Raw genomic sequence first — 17179 nt, forward strand, 5'->3', positions numbered from 1 at the left:
TTCTTAATGGCTATTTTTTCGATTAAAAAATCCACTGGCATAGCCTAAAACCTCTTTCTTACGCAAGATTGAATTCGTCGAAGGCGTTAGATCAGACTTTTTGTCTTCATCCGGCGCAATTACGGTTTCAATCTCCGCTTTAATCTTTGTTTCTTCTGGCATTTCCGGTTCTGGGTCCGAAACCGATTGCTCCAAAACACGATCCAGCTCCGCATAAGATTTGTTTAACCAAACCTTAACGCGCTGGCGTTCCAGCAGGCCAAGTGTCGGTCCGAGTGTTGCATCTTGGTTATTGGCAGCAGACCATAAACTTGCGCCCACTCGATCTATCTTCAACATTGAACCCGCGTGCAATTTGGGGAGGTCAATGGTTTGCGCACCAAAAGATATAGCCTTGGCTTTCGCTTGCGAATTATCAAAGAGCGAGAAATCACTGCCGCGCCCATGGTTACGTACCAGAATATAATCTAGACCAGAACCATAGTTATTCACTGTCTTTTCAAGAAGTCGAACTGAGTCGGAGCCATCATCCATAACATGCTACAGTGTGACAACTAAGCCGATTTCTTCAGCCAATTCCAGCAATCCGGATTCAGCCATCCAGCGGTCAATTTTTTGCGCGGACTGGGCGGCCAAATCGACAATCACATCACAGCCAAGTTCTGCGGTTACTTCCGCAATTTGGTCAGCACTCTCAAAATTGCCAATATCAACCGCTTTTGCATAGTCGCCGTAATAACGAATCAAAGCACCGTGCGATAAATCGCCATCAAAGGCGGTAAACGGTTTATTGCGATCTATATGGTATTGTGCCAATACCCTCGCAAGCACCGACTTACCGACGCCGCCCTTTTCTCCACCAACAAAATGGATACGAATCATCTAAACTCTTCCTAATTAAGTCGCCACTTTTTACGCATATCAAGAATATGCGGGAACTCATTATTTGGTGGTAGCTCGATATACTTGAATTCATGTTTGGATTCATTGCGTTCGACACTCGTTTTCGTCTCGCCACGCAAGAAAAGTTCTTTCGCACGCTCTTCCTCAAGAGCTTTCGGCACATGTTCATTTTGGTAATAACTCAAGTCCCAAAAACGATTGATACGACGCGATTCAGCCTCATACGAATTGACCGGATAGACGTCGTAACTCAGCCCACCTGGGTGCGATACGAAATAGGTACATCCACCTACGGATTTACTGTTCCAAGTATCCACTACATCGAAAACCAGCGGCGTGTCCACGCCAATCGTCGGATGCAGCGCTGACCATGGTTGCCAAGCACGATATTTCACCCCGCAGACAAACTCGCCTTTTTTATCTGTTGCCACCAGAGGCACTTTCACGCCATTACAAGTCACAACATATCGAGCATCATTAAAGTCATTGATTTTGAATTGTAGTCGTTCCAGAGAGGAGTCAACATAGCGTGCAGTGCCGCCACTGCCCATCTCTTCACCTAGTACATTCCAAGGCTCTATCGCACTTCGCAACTCAACATGCATCTGCCCCACCGTGACCATGCCATACAGCGGGAATCTGAATTCGAAGAATGGATCAAACCAATCTAATTTAAAGTCATAGCCGTTGTCATTTAGGAACTCGACAACATCGGCGATGTCTTTTTTAACATAGTGTTCCAGCAAGAATTTATCATGCAGCTGCGTGCCCCAGCGCACCAGATTGTGCTTATATGGTTTTTTCCAGAAAACCGCGATAAGCGCACGAATCAACAACATTTGCAGCAGGCTCATTTGCGCATGCGGCGGCATATCAAAGCCGCGGAATTCCAAAATACCTAGCCTACCGCTACTGGAATCCGGTGAATACAGCTTGTCGATACAGAATTCACTACGGTGAGTATTTCCGGTGATGTCAGTTAATAGGTGTCTGAAAAGTCGGTCCGTTAACCAAAATGGCACTTCCCCGTCGGGAATCTGGCTAAAGGCGATTTCCAACTCATACAAATTCTCAACGCGCCCTTCATCGACACGGGGCGCCTGACTGGTTGGTCCAATGAAAGCTCCGGAGAACAGATAGCTTAAACTTGGGTGGTGTTGCCAAAAGGTAATTAAGCTCCGCAGTAAATTTGGATCTCGCAACAATGGACTATCACTTGGCGTTGCACCACCAATAGTGACGTGGTTACCACCACCTGTACCGGTATGCTTACCATCAAGCATAAACTTCTCTGTACCAAGTCGGCTCAATCGAGCTTCTTCATACAATGCAAAGGTATTCGTTGTCAGTTCATCCCAAGAATTGGTTGGATGTACATTGACTTCGATAACACCTGGATCCGGGGTAACACGTAAGACTTCAATTCGGTTATCTTTAGGCGGTTCATAACCTTCAATCACCACCTCAATATTCAATTCTGCCGCTGTCGCTTCAACACAAGCAATCAAATCCAAGAAACTTTCCGGATAGTCCAGTGGCGGCATGAAAATATAGATTTTTCCATCCCTTTGCTCAACACATAAACCGATGCGAACAAATTCCGAATAACTATTCACCTCTGTGGTGTTTTCACTAGCCTCTTTGCCACGCAACACAACTTGCTCATAAAACTCACCCAACTCACCGGTTGGCGCAAACAAGTCCGGTTCAAAGGACTCCTCTAACTCAACGTGGGGCTTAGCAAGAAGAGAATTGATTGGTAAACGCAGACCCATGGGCGAATTACCCGGCGTCAGATAGAGCTTACCGCGTTTAAATTCCCAACCACAGGTTATCCATTTAGTACGCCCCCAGTTCAACGGCAAGATATATCCCATCTCTTCATCAAGCCCGAGACTCAAAACTTCTGCTAACTTCTTACGCGCTATATCGTCTTTAAGATCGAATTCTTTGGCGTTTTCATCGAGCGGCAACTTCATTTCGGTCGACAAATACTCAATCGGATCTTCATAGGCCGGTAAGACATTTTGTGAACTCACGCCCAGATAACGACACAGAACATTCATGAAATTCTTCGCATCCGCCGTGGTGTAGTTATAGGCTTTATTGTTACTCGCCAATAGCTTTTCATTCTGCCAAATGGCTTTACCATCTTTGCGCCAAAACAGACTCATTACCCAGCGAGGAATCGGTTCGCCCGGATACCATTTTCCTTGCGCCTGATGGATCAATCCGCCATGCGCAAAACGGTTCAACAATCTGCGCGTCAAATCATCGGCAAGTTCACGTTTATGTTCACCATCTGCGTCGGTATTCCATTCGGCTGATTCCATGTCATCAATACTGACAAAGGTCGGCTCACCGCCCATCGTCAATCTGACATCACCATCCTGTAAATCCTGATCAACTTGAAACCCAAGATTGTAAATCTCTTCCCACTGCTCATCGCGATACGGCTTGGTGATTCTTGGCGACTCAAAAATTCGAGTGACATCGTTGGAGAACTCGAATTCAACTTCGCATTTATCCGTTGCCCCCACAATTGGAGAAGCGGAATCATAATGCGGCGTACAGGCTAACGGAATATGGCCTTCACCAGCAAACAATCCGCTGGTAGCGTCCAACCCTATCCAACCTGCACCGGGAATATAGACCTCAGTCCAAGCGTGCAAATCCGTGAAATCCTCAGCCGGCCCACTTGGCCCATCAAGCGATTCTACGTCTGCGGTCAGTTGCACCAAATAACCAGAGACAAATCTCGCCGCAAGACCTAGATGCCGTAAAACCTGAATAAACAGCCAAGCATAATCGCGACATGAACCGGTTTTGCAAGTCAGGGTATGCGCACAAGTTTGCACACCAGGCTCCATCCGAATGTTGTAGCTTAGGTGTTCATAAATTTTTTGGTTGATATAGACCAAAAAGTCGACAATCTTTTTTTCTTCGGTGCTAATGGTTTTTACGAAATCAAGTAGCTCTTGATCATCTTCATCAGTTTCCAAATAGGGAGAAAGTTCTTTCTTAAGTGATTTTGAGTAATCAAAAGGAAAATGTTCTGCACTGTCTTCAACAAAGAAATCAAATGGGTTGAGTACTTTCATATCCGCAACCAGATCAACTTCGACACTGAGCTCATCAACTTTTTCAGGGAACACCACTCTCGCCAAATAATTGCCAAAAGGATCTTGTTGCCAATTGATAAAGTGCTCTTTTGGAGAAATGTTTAGTGAATATGACTCAATGTGAGTTCGGCTGTGCGGTGCCGGTCGAAGCCTGAAAACATGAGGCGACAAGGAGACCTTTCGGTCAAATTTATATTTGGTCTTATGAGAAATCGCTACTTGCAAAGCCATTTTATCTTTCTATCCCTTAGAAAACTTATTAACGAAAGTGATTTTTTAATAAGTTTGGTTCATTTATATGCCGTGATTTTGGGTTAAAAGCAGGTTTCTTTCCAAAATCGGTCGCGGATTAAAATGAGTAGGGAAAAGGCGAACGCGGGAGGGATTACAGCGAAAAAATCAAATGTCAGCGCACCGGATTAGGGCATGTTTTGCCGCAAATGCACACAAACGAGGCTTAAGACAGTACGAAACAAACCCAATGACTTCAGGCTTTATAAAAAATTGGCTGAAAAAGAGAGAAAAACAGCAGAATTGAACTTTCTTGCAGCCAATCGGGGGCAACCGAAGACTGCAAGCCTTCAGCTCTTCATTGCTAAAGAGGCATCTAAAGGAGGTAAGGTTGCAAAACTCTCTATCATGCGCTGACACCATATCTGATTGATGTTTTTGAGATATTCGCTATCGGCTTCAAAATGATAGTACTCACCGGGCATTAACGCATTGGCACGATAAACCTGAATGTCAATTGGCGGACCGACGGTCAAGTTACTGCGCATAGTCGAATCCATTGACACAAGCGAACAAAGCGCAACCGTGTTCAAAGGCGTTTTACTGTCAATAATACGATCTAAAATCGGCTTACCATACTTGCTTTCACCAATCTGCAAAAACGGCGTGAGTTCAGAAGCGGAAATATGGTTACCTTGCGGATAAACCAAGGATAGCTGTGGCGGGCTACCAAGCACCTGACCGCCAACGATAAATGACGACTCGAAGGTTGGGGAGCTCCCCATTTTAGTTTGCTGTTCGATACTGAGCTCACCGATGTAATCTGCGGCCTCGTGAATATCTGCAACGGTATTTAAATTAACCTCGGTATTATTTGCAATATCTTTGGACAAACGGTCAATAACGGCTTGAGTTGTCGCAAGATTACCCGCCGAAAGAATAACAAATTGTCGATCGCCTTCGATTCCAAAACGGAACATTTTGGTATAGATGTTAATTTGGTCCGCCCCAGCACTTGTGCGGGAATCAGAGCAAAAAGTTATTCCTTCATCAACAAGCGCAGCTACGCAATAAGTCATGGTTCAAATCTCTTCGGTTTATTTTTTTGGGTGTGATTATACGCAAATCTATTTTTTTTGGTGATTTGAAACTTTCTTGCGGACAACAATGACTGTACTTGCAAAGCAAAAAACAGCAAAACAGATAGTTAATGACGGCGACCACACCAATCACAAAGTATTACCAGTCAACGGCGATTTATACTTCCTTCTAAAGGCAGACGGCTCGATCAAAAATATCCAGAAGACGGCCAATGACCCATATTGAAAAAAAGCCCGCACCACTTTAACCCAACCCAAAAACATTAAATGAAATCTTGAGCGGCACTTTGCTCGTAACCAACTGAATTTAATAAACTTTTTTGGTAAATTACCATCTATTGCTATTTAGTAATCTACTTAGGGTCTGTTGAAAATTCATACTTGACTCTGTTGTCTCTGAAAAATTCGACAATCAAGGCGCTTTCTCAACTTATCCCTTCGAGCGTCGAGTTCTTCGTTTGAGCGCAGTTTATAAAGCACACGGGTGTGCTTTACCTCTTTGAGGCTTACGTTCAAAAACGTTCCTGACGTTTTTGTGGTTATTCCAAATAAGAGATGAGCAACGCAGAGCATCGGATTTTTAAGCACAACCCAAAGAGCCATTGCCATTTTCACGCCAACGGTGTTGGACGCAAAAATAGTAGTGGCAGAACCTAATTACGAATTTTCAACAGACCCTTACCTCAGGCGATATAAAAATGTTGGACAACCTAAAAAATTACCCAGTTAATGGCTTCTACGATGAAGCCGTACAAGATGCTGACACTCCAAGACCAGCGGCTCGAGCCCTCTTTACTCGTCTCGACGGCTCCTATTTCGATTCCTTGCAAGAAATGCAAAAGGCGGCTGAAGTTGCCATTGCTCAAATGGGAATCTCTTTTACGGTTTATAGCGATAAAGGAAATATTGACCGACTTTGGCCATTCGACGCCTTCCCAAGAACCATCTGCAATACAGAATGGACAGCAATCAGTAAGGGGCTCACACAACGCCTTAAAGCACTGAATATGTTTATTGAGGATGTCTACAACGACCGAAAAATATTCAAAGCAGGCATTATTCCGGAAGACGTAATCACTTCATCAAAAGACTTCCGTCCAGAGTGTATGGGCATGAAATTAAAACACAGCTCTTGGGCATGCATTTGCGGCTCAGACTTAGTGCGAGATGGTGAAGGTAAAGTTTATGTATTAGAAGACAACCTCCGTGTACCATCCGGAGTCTCTTATATGCTGGAAAACCGAGCGGTAATGAAACAGGTTATGCCAGAAATATTCCAAGACATGAACATTTTGCCAATTGACGAATATCCGCTGCAACTCCTCTCCATGTTGCGTTCTCTTTGCCCAACGAATGAGAAAAACCCAGAAGTTGTGGTATTAACCCCGGGTATCTTTAACTCCGCATACTATGAACATGCCTATCTAGCCCATGAGATGGGCACTGAATTGGTGGAAGGTTCTGACCTAGTCGTATTAGATGACGACTGCGTTTATATGCGAAATATCGAAGGCTTAAAACGCGTGGATGTTATCTATCGTCGTATCGATGATGCGTTTATTGACCCTGAAGTATTCCGCGAAGACTCGGCTCTGGGTGTACCAGGTTTAATGCGCGCATGGCGTGCAGGCAATGTCGCCATCGCCAATGCACCAGGGTGCGGTGTCGCCGATGACAAGGTGGTGTACGCCTATGTACCAGACATGATTCGTTTCTACCTTGATGAAGAACCGCTCATCGATAATGTACCGACCTATCTTTGTGATCGCGAAGAAGACCGAAAATACGTGCTCGAACATTTATCCGAATTAGTTGTTAAGCCTGCCAACGAATCCGGCGGCTACGGTCTATTAATTGGCCCGAAGGCATCGCAAGAAGAAATCGACACTTTCGCACAATTAATTGAAGAAAATCCGCGCAACTATATTGCGCAACCAACCCTAAACCTGTCAACCGTGCCAACCGTATGTGACAAAACACTCGAACCTCGCCATGTCGATTTACGACCATTTATTCTACAGGGTAAAAAATCCTATGTGACAGCGGGAGGGCTGACTCGAGTAGCTCTCACCAAAGGCTCTCTGGTCGTTAACTCATCGCAAGGCGGTGGCTCTAAAGACACTTGGATTGTGGTGGAAGAATAAAGGAAATTTGTGATGTTATCTAAAGTAGCTGAACGCGTATACTGGCTTGCCCGCTATATTGAACGCATTGAAAATACCGCAAGACTGGCAAAGGTACACTCCCAACTCATGCTTGATCTCCCTAAATCGGTCAAACTGAGCTGGTATGACTTAGTACAGATTACCGGCAATGAAGACTATTATGCAGAAAATTACGACAGTCGCAGCGAACAAAACTGCATGAACATGCTGTTAAAAGATCGTAATAATTCATCTTCTCTTATGTCGTCTCTATGGTGGGCGCGTGAGAACATACGTACCACACGCGACATTCTGCCACGTGAAGCTTGGATTCATATCAACGAGCTTTATATCATGGTCAAAAACCATCAGGAAGACTTCGGCGTCCGTGCCAAAAGGAATGCCCTACTTTCAACCATTATTCGTTCCTGCCAAGCCTTTACCGGCATGCTGGAAGGTACGATGAGCCACAATGAAACTTACCGTTTCTTGAAACTCGGAATGCTAATCGAACGAGCTGACATGACCACTCGTTTGATTGATGAAGGCGGCCTCTTTGTTGCTCAGGAACAGTTTGAAAACGAGGAAGAATCGCCATTTGACGCGATTCTGTGGGCCAATCTGCTACGTTCGGTAAGTGCTTATTTTATGTATCGCCAACAGTACCAAACCGAAATTTCCGGTCAAGAAGTGCTGCATTTCCTTACCCAAGACAAAGACTTTGCTCGCTCCGTAAGCTACTGTTTAGGGGAAATGAGTTTCATCATGCGTAAACTACCGAATCCCGAACCGATGCAAAATGCTTTAGAATTACTCCAGAAAAAAATTAGTGCCGAACAAAAACTGAATATCGGCAGTAATGAACTACATCAACATCTGGATTGGATTCAACGTGAGCTTTCACAAATTAATGGACTTTTATACGACAACTGGTTCAATCCGAAACAAGTTGCCTAACCCATTATGAAAAGATTTTATTGCTCATGCAGTAAAGAAGTCGGTTTTCACGATCATGTATGCAAAAACTGTGGTCGTGACCTCGTCTATGATCCTGTTCTCGGCACTATTTTGAGTGGCGAATTAATCAATACCGATTGTTTTATTGTCCATACACCCGATGGACAAAAAAACCGGCAGTTAATTGCCTGTGATAACCGCCACACAACGGTTGCGTGTAACTGGGCGTTAGTACCCGAAGACCAAGAAAATGACTGCGAATGCATTTCCTGTCGCAGTACGCGAAGTATTCCTGATCAGGAAGGCACCGACAAAAATCCCACTCGATGGTATAAGCTAGAACGTAGCAAACGCCAACTTATGCAGACTTTGATTGATCTCAAAGCCATTGATGCTACCCAGCCTGAATTATATGAAGACCTAGAATTTGACTTTTTAGAGGATAAGCGCAGCAACCCTGACCTTGAACTCGAACATGTTTTAAGCGGTCATTATGACGGGTTAATTACCATCAATGCAGCGGAAGCGGATGAAGGCTTTTTGCACACCATGAAAGAGCAGATGCAGGAACGCTATCGAACACTGCTTGGTCATTTCCGTCATGAAATCGGTCATTATTTCTGGCTGAAATTCTTTCATAACGAAGAAATGAGAAAGAAATTTCGTAAAGTATTTGGTGACGAACGTGAAGACTACAGCAAAGCGCTAAAACGCTACTACAAATCGGGCAACCAGTCTCACTGGCGCTCGCGCTTTATCACTCCTTACGCCAGCAGCCATCCGCATGAGGACTGGGCGGAAACTTGGGCGCACTATATGCATATAGTCGATACGTTGCAAACCGCCCACAGCTATGGGCTGAGCGACTATGAACCGCATAAGAACAGTTTTGATCAATGGTTTGTCGAATGGGGCAGAGTCACTCAGGTAATGAATGCTCTAAACCGAAGCATGGGAGTTGCAGAACCCTACCCGTTCAAAGTTTCGGATATTGTGGAAGGAAAATTACGCTTTATCGACGAAATGATCTGCTTGTATGCGTTAAACATAAAATCACCTTCGCAACGGAAGCCAAAAAAGGTTTCGGTTAAATCGAAGAAGACAACTAAGGAAAATCGGAATAAATCCAAATGACTTCAGACAAAGCCTCTGAAAACCGAAGAAAGACGCAACTCAGCAATACGGTTGTAACGCCTCTTTAAATCAATGAAGACTTATTCTGTATTTCCACAAAATCAGCCTTATCAAGGCGAAACAGGGATGTAACTATGGAAACGATTAACTCAATCCTTTCAACAGCAAGTAGCTGGGCTTGGGGCCCGGTGATGCTGTTCTTGATTCTCGGAACCGGCCTGTTTCTGACCTTTCGATTATCTTTCTTACCGCTTCGTAATCTTGGTAAGGCATTCAAACTCCTCTGGCAAGGTCGCCATTCCAACCAAGAAGGCGATATTCCTCCATTCAGCGCACTGATGACCGCACTGGCTGCGACCATAGGAACAGGTAATATCGCCGGCGTTGCCGCTGCGCTCTTTATCGGAGGCCCTGGGGCGATTTTCTGGATGTGGATTACCGCTCTAATCGGCATGGCAACTAAATATTCAGAAGCGGTTTTAGCCGTACACTATCGCGAAACTGACGAAGATGGTCGCCATGTCGGCGGGCCAATGTACGCAATTAAAAACGGCATGGGCGAAAAATGGAAACCGCTCGGCATTGCTTTCGCCCTCTTCGGCGCAATCGCCGCTTTCGGAATCGGCAACATGGTACAAGCCAATGCGGTTGCCGGCGCAATGGAAAGCGCTTTTGAAATCGACAATACCTATACCGGCATTGTCTTGATGATTCTGATTGGCTTGGTGGTGTTCGGCGGAGTAAAACGTATCGCCAAAACCGCGACTGCTTTAGTGCCGCTAATGGCCGCTTTATATATCGGCGTCTCATTATGGATTCTAATTATTAATATTGATGCACTACCGACGGCTCTCATCACCATTGTCGAAAGCGCTTTTACCGGCCATGCCGCAGCCGGCGGTTTTGCCGGTGCCAGCATTATCTTAGCGATTCAATTCGGGGTAGCACGCGGGGTTTTCTCTAACGAAGCCGGTCTTGGCTCTGCACCCATCGCGCATGCCGCAGCACAAACCAATAATCCGGTTCGCCAAGGGCATATCGCCATGTTAGGGACTTTCATCGACACCATTATCATCTGCACCATGACGGCTTTGGTTATTATGGTTTCCGGCGTTTGGCAATCCGGCGAGACCGGCTCGGTATTAACCGCGAACGCCTTTAGCGAAGGGCTTGGTTCAAATATCGGCGCCGTGATCGTCGCTATCAGCCTCTCGGTGTTTGCCTTCACAACGTTGCTAAGTTGGAGTTATTACGGTGAGCGCTGCGCCGAGTTTTTGACCAATACTCATATCATTACGCCATACCGCGTGCTGTGGATTGTGGCGATTTTTGCCGGTGCTTCGCTATCGGACTACTTCAATACTGTGCTGATTTTGGCGGATGTGCTGAATGCCTTGATGGCGATTCCTAACTTGATTGCTCTACTTGTGCTATCACCGGTTATCGTCAAGTTGACTAAAGAGTATTTAGCGACCCAAAAATAACATCGATTAGGCCTCTGCCAAAGCAACTTGGTATGCCTTCTGATGATTTGCATGCAAGCAAGCCACCACTTGCATATCGAGCTCACCTTCGGCAGTCATATCATCAACAATGCTGAGAATTTTCTCTACCGATAAACCTTTGCGATAAGGCCGATCTTGAGCCAAAGCTTGCACAATATCAGCGACAGCGAGAATTCTTGACTCTAAAGGCAGGTCGGTTTCACGTGCCGGATAACCAATTCCATTCAGTTTCTCATGATGCTGAGACGCCCACAGCGCAATATCTTCCATCCCTTTAATACGGCGTAAAATCATTAAAGAGACAAAACTATGCCGGTTCATTTTTTGGCGCTCTTCATGATCTAACGGCGACTGTTTTTCCAGTACATCATCTTCCATGTCCAACTTACCTAAATCATGTAACAGACCGGCAAGATAGATACGTTGCTGCTTACTCTCGCTTAAACCCAGCTGCTTGCCAAGATAAGCCGACAAGGAAGCAACTCCGATCGAATGCTGATAGGTAAAAGGGCTTTTGGCATCAACCGCATTGGCAAAAATCACCGCCATTTCCTGCAATTCCGCCATGGTAATTAAACGATCCACATTTTGCAGACGCTCTTGCACAAACTCAATGACCTCTTGTTTGTCATTCATCATCCAGAAAATATCAGCGCGACACGCTCTCAAAAAAGCTTTGTAAATATCCTCACGAAAAAACGCCTGCCAACGCGCTTCAATCTGCTGCAAACTAAAATCACGCGCCATATGATAATGACGATAATTCTTACTACTAATTTCTTGCCAAGCGAAAGCATCAACACGGTCAACCAGAAGAATAATATTGGCAAACAGCGCTTGCTTCTCAGTCAGCTCACCCTTTTTCACCAAACTCTGCAATAAAGGCCAGCGATCATGATGATGCAAAATATAAGGGCTAAGGTACTTCAACACGGATGAACGCTCGGCCAGCTGCGCCCCGATATGACAGTGCTCGTGCACACCTTGCCACTCCATTGACTTTATTAAATGCGCATGCACATAATTAGTGGACACGCCTAAATCATGCAGTAGAGCAGCAACAAAGAGTTCATCCAAATCTGTGTCAGATAAGCCGAATGCCTTTCCGACCTGATAAGACATCTGCGCTACTCGTTTTCCATGGCCATCATCATCGCCAACTAAATCTAAGGTAGAGACCAATGCAAACAATACATCGGCTAAAGAAATAGATGCATCCTTCATTCATAACCCCCAAGCTCGAAAGCAGACCGTACTTTAAAAACTGATTCAACACTCGTTGGGTTAAAGCAAATTTCTAAAGTCTATTTATGATTTTTATTTTCTCTATTGCAGCGCGAAAATAGCTTCCTCGCCTTAATCGGGAATAATAAATTTTATGAATATAGCGAAATATCATAACTTCCTGTTTATCTTCCCTCATCAATTAACTCAGGAAGATGCGAACCTGACTTCGTAAAAGTGTAAAATTTACCATGCAATCATTGATTTGTTCTGTGGAAAGGTAAGCCTAAAACTATGCCGTTTTTGAAAAAACATCCTTGGCTTAGCAGCCTTGTACTGCTGTTGATTTTATTTGTCAGTCTGTTGCCGGTGGCGCTCAAGCACGGGGCAATTTATGTGCTAGAAAAACAGAGCAGCCAGCAAGCCAGCATTGACAACATCGACCTTAATCTATTTACCGGTCACTTACAAATTCGCAACATTAAGCTGCAAAACGAGCAATATTCAACGCAAATCAAACAGTTTAATGCCAACATCTTACTTCGCGCATTTTTCCAAAAACGTCTGCTGTTTTCGCAAATCAAACTCAGTGGGGTAACGCTGCCCATTGAGGTGATGCAACAAAATGAGCAGCAACGTTTTAAAATCGCTGGCTTTGAAATACCGCAAAGCGCTAGTTCAGACGAGTCGCCTTCGACCAGCCTACCCATTGATTTTGGTGTCCGCCAACTAAGCCTGCATGACATCAACTTACAGCTGATTCAAAACCAACAGCAACAGCTCTACCAAATCCGCAATCTCAGCTTGAATGAACTTTATAGTTGGGACAGCGATTTCGCCCGCTTGAAGTTAACCAGTGCACTGAACAAAAAATCGATTAATGCCAACCTACAAGTACACCTGTTCGCCAAGGTGCCGAAAATCATCGGCACAATCAAGGTACGAGAGCTGGAATTGAATGACTTACAAGAATGGGTTCATCAGCCCCTTGCAGGACAACTTAGCGCTGACATGACCTTTACTATCGAACAGCAAAGTAACGGTATTAACCTCTATCAATACAGCGACATCTCCCTAAAAAATGCCAATATCACTTTGCCACAGCAACAGATCGGCAGCCAAGAATTAGCTTGGCAAGGCGATGTTCACTACTTTGCCGGTGACGTACAAGGGATAAAGGTACTCGGTAAGCTAAACGGAAAACGGCTTGAATACGCACAAGGCAGTGATGAAGAAAACACCCTTAAACTGCTGACCGATATACAAGGCAATATCGATTTAATCGGTCATCTGGATGGCCCTGATGCCAAAATCCAGCAAAACGGTCTACTTTCATTGGCCAACTTTACTCTGCAGCAAGTGAATCCGCAGCCAAGTCCTTCCGACCTAAAAATCAATTATCAAAAATTCAGTTACCAAGGCAAAGCCAATTACCAAATCAGCCAACCTAAACTCAATTTAGACGGCGCTTTAAACCTCGAAAAACTGCAAATATCGCAAGCACAGCTTACAAAAAATCAGCAACAAACCTTGCAGATCGAATATCCGCAAGTACGTTATCAAGGTGTCGTCGATTATGACCTTGAACAACAGAACATCGCCTTAAATGGAAGCCTTAGCGGTGAGAAGCTACAATTTGCACAATTGAATAAAATCAACCAAAAGCTGCAAAACACCTTAGAACTAACGTTAAATGCGCTAAACCTTACTGGTTCTCAGTACATTCAACTCGGCAAAGCACTGAACATCACTGCCAGTAGCGATGTCAGCTTCAAACAGTTGGCTTTAACCCAACAAGACAACAGCGCAGAACAGCCAAGCAAACTGAAACTAAACAGCTCTGTAAACGGCAGACTAAACCTTAAGGCTAACTTTGCCGATAATAAACAAAGCCTGTCACAAACCGGACCGATTGCGATTACAAACCTCGCTTTTACGCAGAACGACATAGGCCTGAATACATCGACCATCAGTTGGAACGGCCAGATCAATTGGCAGCAGAGCGACGAGCTGCAACTAACCGCTAAGGGCGATTTAAACGGCGCACAATTACAGTTCAAACAACAAACTGCCGGAACGCCTCTCCAACTTACGCAAAACTTGCAAGCACAGCTTGACCTACTGCTGATCAATAACGCCAAACAACTGCAATTGCAGCAGCAAGGCTCGATTCGCATTAATGACCTTAATTTGCAGCAACAAAACTTATCACAGCTAGCCAAACTGGTTCGGTACGACGGCAATCTTAATCTGACTCAAATCCACCCTAGCAAGGAACAAGCAGGCAACGGCACTCAGGAGATTAATCTACAAGGCAAACTAACCCTTAACCAAGCACAGACCGAATTACCGGAAAGTAAACTGAGCATTGCGCATAACCTAAGCTCTGACTTCACTCTGAAAACGATTATCGCCAATGATGCTTTACAGACTGATTACCAAGGTTCAGGACAAATCTCAGCATTTCGCTTTAGTAACCAACAACAAACTGCCAAGTTCAAGCGCTTTACCTGGAATGGAAAAACCCAACTCAGTCAAAATCTAGCCCAAAGCGAACAGCAACCAAAACTAAGCGGTCAACTAAATTTGAACGCTAGGCAAATCCAAGCTGGTTCGCCGAAGTCAGACAATGCCGTACAACTTGAAAGCTTCAACCTTCCAAGCCTGACACTGAAAAGTCTTGAGCATTTCGCCTTTAGAAATCTGGAATTAAATAATCTGGATGTGCAAGGCGTTCAGGGTGCCGAAAAAGTACCGGTTGCGACAATTAAATCCATCACGCTTAATCAAGGCGACATTACGGTAGCGCCTCAGTTAGCAGTTGAATTAGATAATATTGCGATTGTCGATTTTGGCAGTGAGCTCAATGTCGATAAAAACTATCAAGTAACGCAAGTTGATGCCTTATTGAACGCCTTCGGCATCGAAAAACAAACACCAAATAAAACCACCGATAAGGATGCGGAAGCCAAACCAGAAGGCACCCCATCTAATGACCTACCAAAAATCCTGCTCGGCTCATTTGCTCTGCAAGGCACCAATCAAATCCAATTGCAAATTGCTAATCCCGTCGATGAAAAAGCGCCACCCATTACCAAGACCTTAGCGATTAAAACCTTACAATTCGACTCTTTTGACAGCACAAAGCCAGAACAAGCCAGTAACTTCGAGTTTTTGGCAAGTTTGGATGAATTCAATGAAATTCGTTCAAGCGGCAAAATTGCGCCTTTAGCAAATCAACTATCAGTACAAGCGAAAACCACTATCGATGGGTTGGCATTGAACGACTTTTCGCCGCTAGTTCAACAAGCAGTCGGCTATCAAATCGACAGCGGGCAACTGTCTGCAAAAATCGACAGCAATATCGCCGATAACAAAATCGATATGGAAAACGACGTCAAGCTCTATAAGTTTGAACTGGCTAGCGCCAATAAAGAAAAAACCGACGAGTTTAATAAAAGTTTCAGTATGCCGCTGGAAGTCGGCTTGAGTCTGCTTCGAGACAAGAACGATAATATCGAACTCAAACTACCGATTAAGGGCGATTTAAGCAATCCTAATTTTAGTATTGAAGATGTCGTTGCCACGGCATTAAACGGCGCCTTGGGCAAAGCGACGCGCACTTACCTGCTACTCGCTCTGCAACCTTTTGGAGCGATTGCTTTGGTCGGTGAAATGGCTTTTGACCAGCTATCGGCAGTGCGTTTGCAACCGGTCGCTTTTGAAGATGGCAGCTTTAAAATCAGTGACGAAATGCAAACCTATCTGCAAAAAGTCAGCACCTTGCTTAAATCGAAGAGCAATGTGCAGATTAAACTATGCGGCGGTGCAAACCAGAGCGATAAAAAGAAAATTGCTGAATCCGCACAAACCGATACTCAGAAAAAAGAAGGGGTCTTACCGCTAGTCACTGACGACCAGCTACTACGCCTAGCCGGAATGCGCCAGACCATGATAAAACGCTATCTGCTGGAGCAAGGTGTCAGCACCAACCAGATTGTTATCTGCCAGCCGAAAATCAGCACAGAAAGCGGCGCGGCCAAAATCCAAATGGGTATTTAAATGTTAAACAAAACCATTCTCGGCAATGAAAACCTACCAAAACTGGCGCTTATTCACGGCTGGGGAGCGCAGAATGCGGTCTGGCAGGATTGGGCTAAAGATTATTTAGCCGATTATTACCAATTACATCTGATTGAGCTACCTGGATTCGGTAGAAGTGCCGGCGTCGATAACCAAGACAGCGACCAAGTACTGGCACAAAACTGGATTGACGAAATCGTTGCCGCCATGCCAGAAAACACACATTTGCTCGGTTGGTCGCTCGGCGGCTTGCTAGCACAACAAATTGCCATTCAACACCCAGAAAAGGTAGCCTCGCTCATCTGTCTCGCATCCACACCACGTTTTACACAAAACGACGATTGGAAGTGGGCGGTTTCGCCAAAACTCATGGCAGATTTCATGCACTCGGTACAAGCCGATAGTATCGCCACCCTTAAGAGTTTTTGGACGCTACAAATGCAAGGCAGTGACATGCCTCGCGTGCAAATCCGCCAATTCGTGAAACGCATGCAGGATTACCAAATTCCGAAATTAAGCGGCTTGACCCAAGGCCTGCGTTTACTGAAACACTTCGATTTTCGCGATCAAGCCGGCGAGTTAACAATGCCGGTGCTATGGCTGCTTGGCGAACACGACCCACTGATTCCGCAGGCATTTATTTCAGAATTCAGTACAATACAGCGCCAAGCGGAAGTGCAGATTTTAGAAGGTGCAGCACATACGCCTTTTGCGTCGCACCCACAACAAACCGCCGATGCAATCCGCCATTTTTTAGCCAAACTGAATTAAAGAGC

The 17179-nt window shown here is 44.9% G+C and carries 12 protein-coding genes; 7 read left to right on the forward strand and 5 right to left on the reverse strand.

Annotated elements, in window-relative coordinates:
• Positions 1-3: 3 nt before the first annotated feature.
• The 4 genes from J3998_RS03065 to J3998_RS03080 form a co-directional block, all read right to left on the reverse strand.
• A complete protein-coding gene (locus J3998_RS03065) occupies positions 4-534 on the reverse strand; it encodes a hypothetical protein (RefSeq protein WP_208147732.1) in 531 nt (176 codons plus the stop codon).
• 6 nt (positions 535-540) lie between these two features.
• On the reverse strand, positions 541-882 hold the full coding sequence (locus J3998_RS03070; protein ID WP_208147735.1) for a P-loop NTPase family protein: 342 nt from the start codon (positions 880-882) through the stop codon (positions 541-543).
• Between the two features lie 11 nt (positions 883-893).
• Positions 894-4256 carry a transglutaminase family protein gene (locus J3998_RS03075; RefSeq protein ID WP_208147737.1) on the reverse strand — a complete coding sequence of 1121 codons (3363 nt, stop codon included), beginning with the start codon at positions 4254-4256 and terminating at the stop codon, positions 894-896.
• Between the two features lie 350 nt (positions 4257-4606).
• Positions 4607-5236: an Ntn hydrolase family protein gene (locus J3998_RS03080; RefSeq protein WP_208147739.1), complete on the reverse strand. Its 630-nt coding sequence runs from the start codon at positions 5234-5236 to the stop codon at positions 4607-4609.
• Between the two features lie 187 nt (positions 5237-5423).
• Here J3998_RS03080 and J3998_RS03085 point away from each other — a divergent pair, with 187 nt between their 5' ends.
• The 5 genes from J3998_RS03085 to J3998_RS03105 all read left to right on the forward strand — a co-directional run bounded on the left by J3998_RS03085 (position 5424) and on the right by J3998_RS03105 (position 11075).
• Positions 5424-5582: a hypothetical protein gene (locus J3998_RS03085; RefSeq protein WP_208147741.1), complete on the forward strand. Its 159-nt coding sequence runs from the start codon at positions 5424-5426 to the stop codon at positions 5580-5582.
• Between the two features lie 472 nt (positions 5583-6054).
• The gene (locus tag J3998_RS03090; RefSeq protein WP_208147743.1) at positions 6055-7500 is read left to right on the forward strand and encodes a circularly permuted type 2 ATP-grasp protein; all 1446 of its coding nucleotides are present in this window, start codon (positions 6055-6057) and stop codon (positions 7498-7500) included.
• A 12-nt stretch (positions 7501-7512) separates the two neighbouring features.
• Complete coding sequence (locus J3998_RS03095) at positions 7513-8457, forward strand: alpha-E domain-containing protein (protein WP_208147745.1); 945 nt, start codon at positions 7513-7515, stop codon at positions 8455-8457.
• Positions 8458-8463: 6 nt separating this feature from the next.
• Positions 8464-9591 carry a putative zinc-binding metallopeptidase gene (locus tag J3998_RS03100; RefSeq protein WP_208147747.1) on the forward strand — a complete coding sequence of 376 codons (1128 nt, stop codon included), beginning with the start codon at positions 8464-8466 and terminating at the stop codon, positions 9589-9591.
• 134 nt (positions 9592-9725) lie between these two features.
• On the forward strand, positions 9726-11075 hold the full coding sequence (locus J3998_RS03105) for an alanine/glycine:cation symporter family protein (protein WP_208147749.1): 1350 nt from the start codon (positions 9726-9728) through the stop codon (positions 11073-11075).
• A gap of 6 nt (positions 11076-11081) precedes the next feature.
• On the opposite strand, the gene J3998_RS03110 is transcribed toward J3998_RS03105, so the two are convergent.
• Positions 11082-12320 (reverse strand): HD-GYP domain-containing protein, encoded by a 1239-nt coding sequence (locus J3998_RS03110; RefSeq protein WP_208147751.1) that lies wholly within the window; start codon positions 12318-12320, stop codon positions 11082-11084.
• Positions 12321-12614: 294 nt separating this feature from the next.
• Between J3998_RS03110 and J3998_RS03115 the strand changes: the two genes are divergently transcribed.
• Both J3998_RS03115 and bioH read left to right on the forward strand, forming a co-directional pair.
• Positions 12615-16382, forward strand: coding sequence for a DUF748 domain-containing protein (locus tag J3998_RS03115; RefSeq protein ID WP_208147753.1), 3768 nt, complete (start codon positions 12615-12617; stop codon positions 16380-16382).
• Entirely contained in the window at positions 16383-17174 is a 792-nt protein-coding gene (gene bioH / locus J3998_RS03120) for a pimeloyl-ACP methyl ester esterase BioH (RefSeq protein ID WP_208147772.1), read from the forward strand.
• The last annotated feature ends 5 nt before the right edge of the window (positions 17175-17179 follow it).

This window comes from Thiomicrorhabdus marina (assembly GCF_017571465.1).
In the GTDB taxonomy this organism is placed as follows: domain Bacteria; phylum Pseudomonadota; class Gammaproteobacteria; order Thiomicrospirales; family Thiomicrospiraceae; genus Thiomicrorhabdus; species Thiomicrorhabdus marina.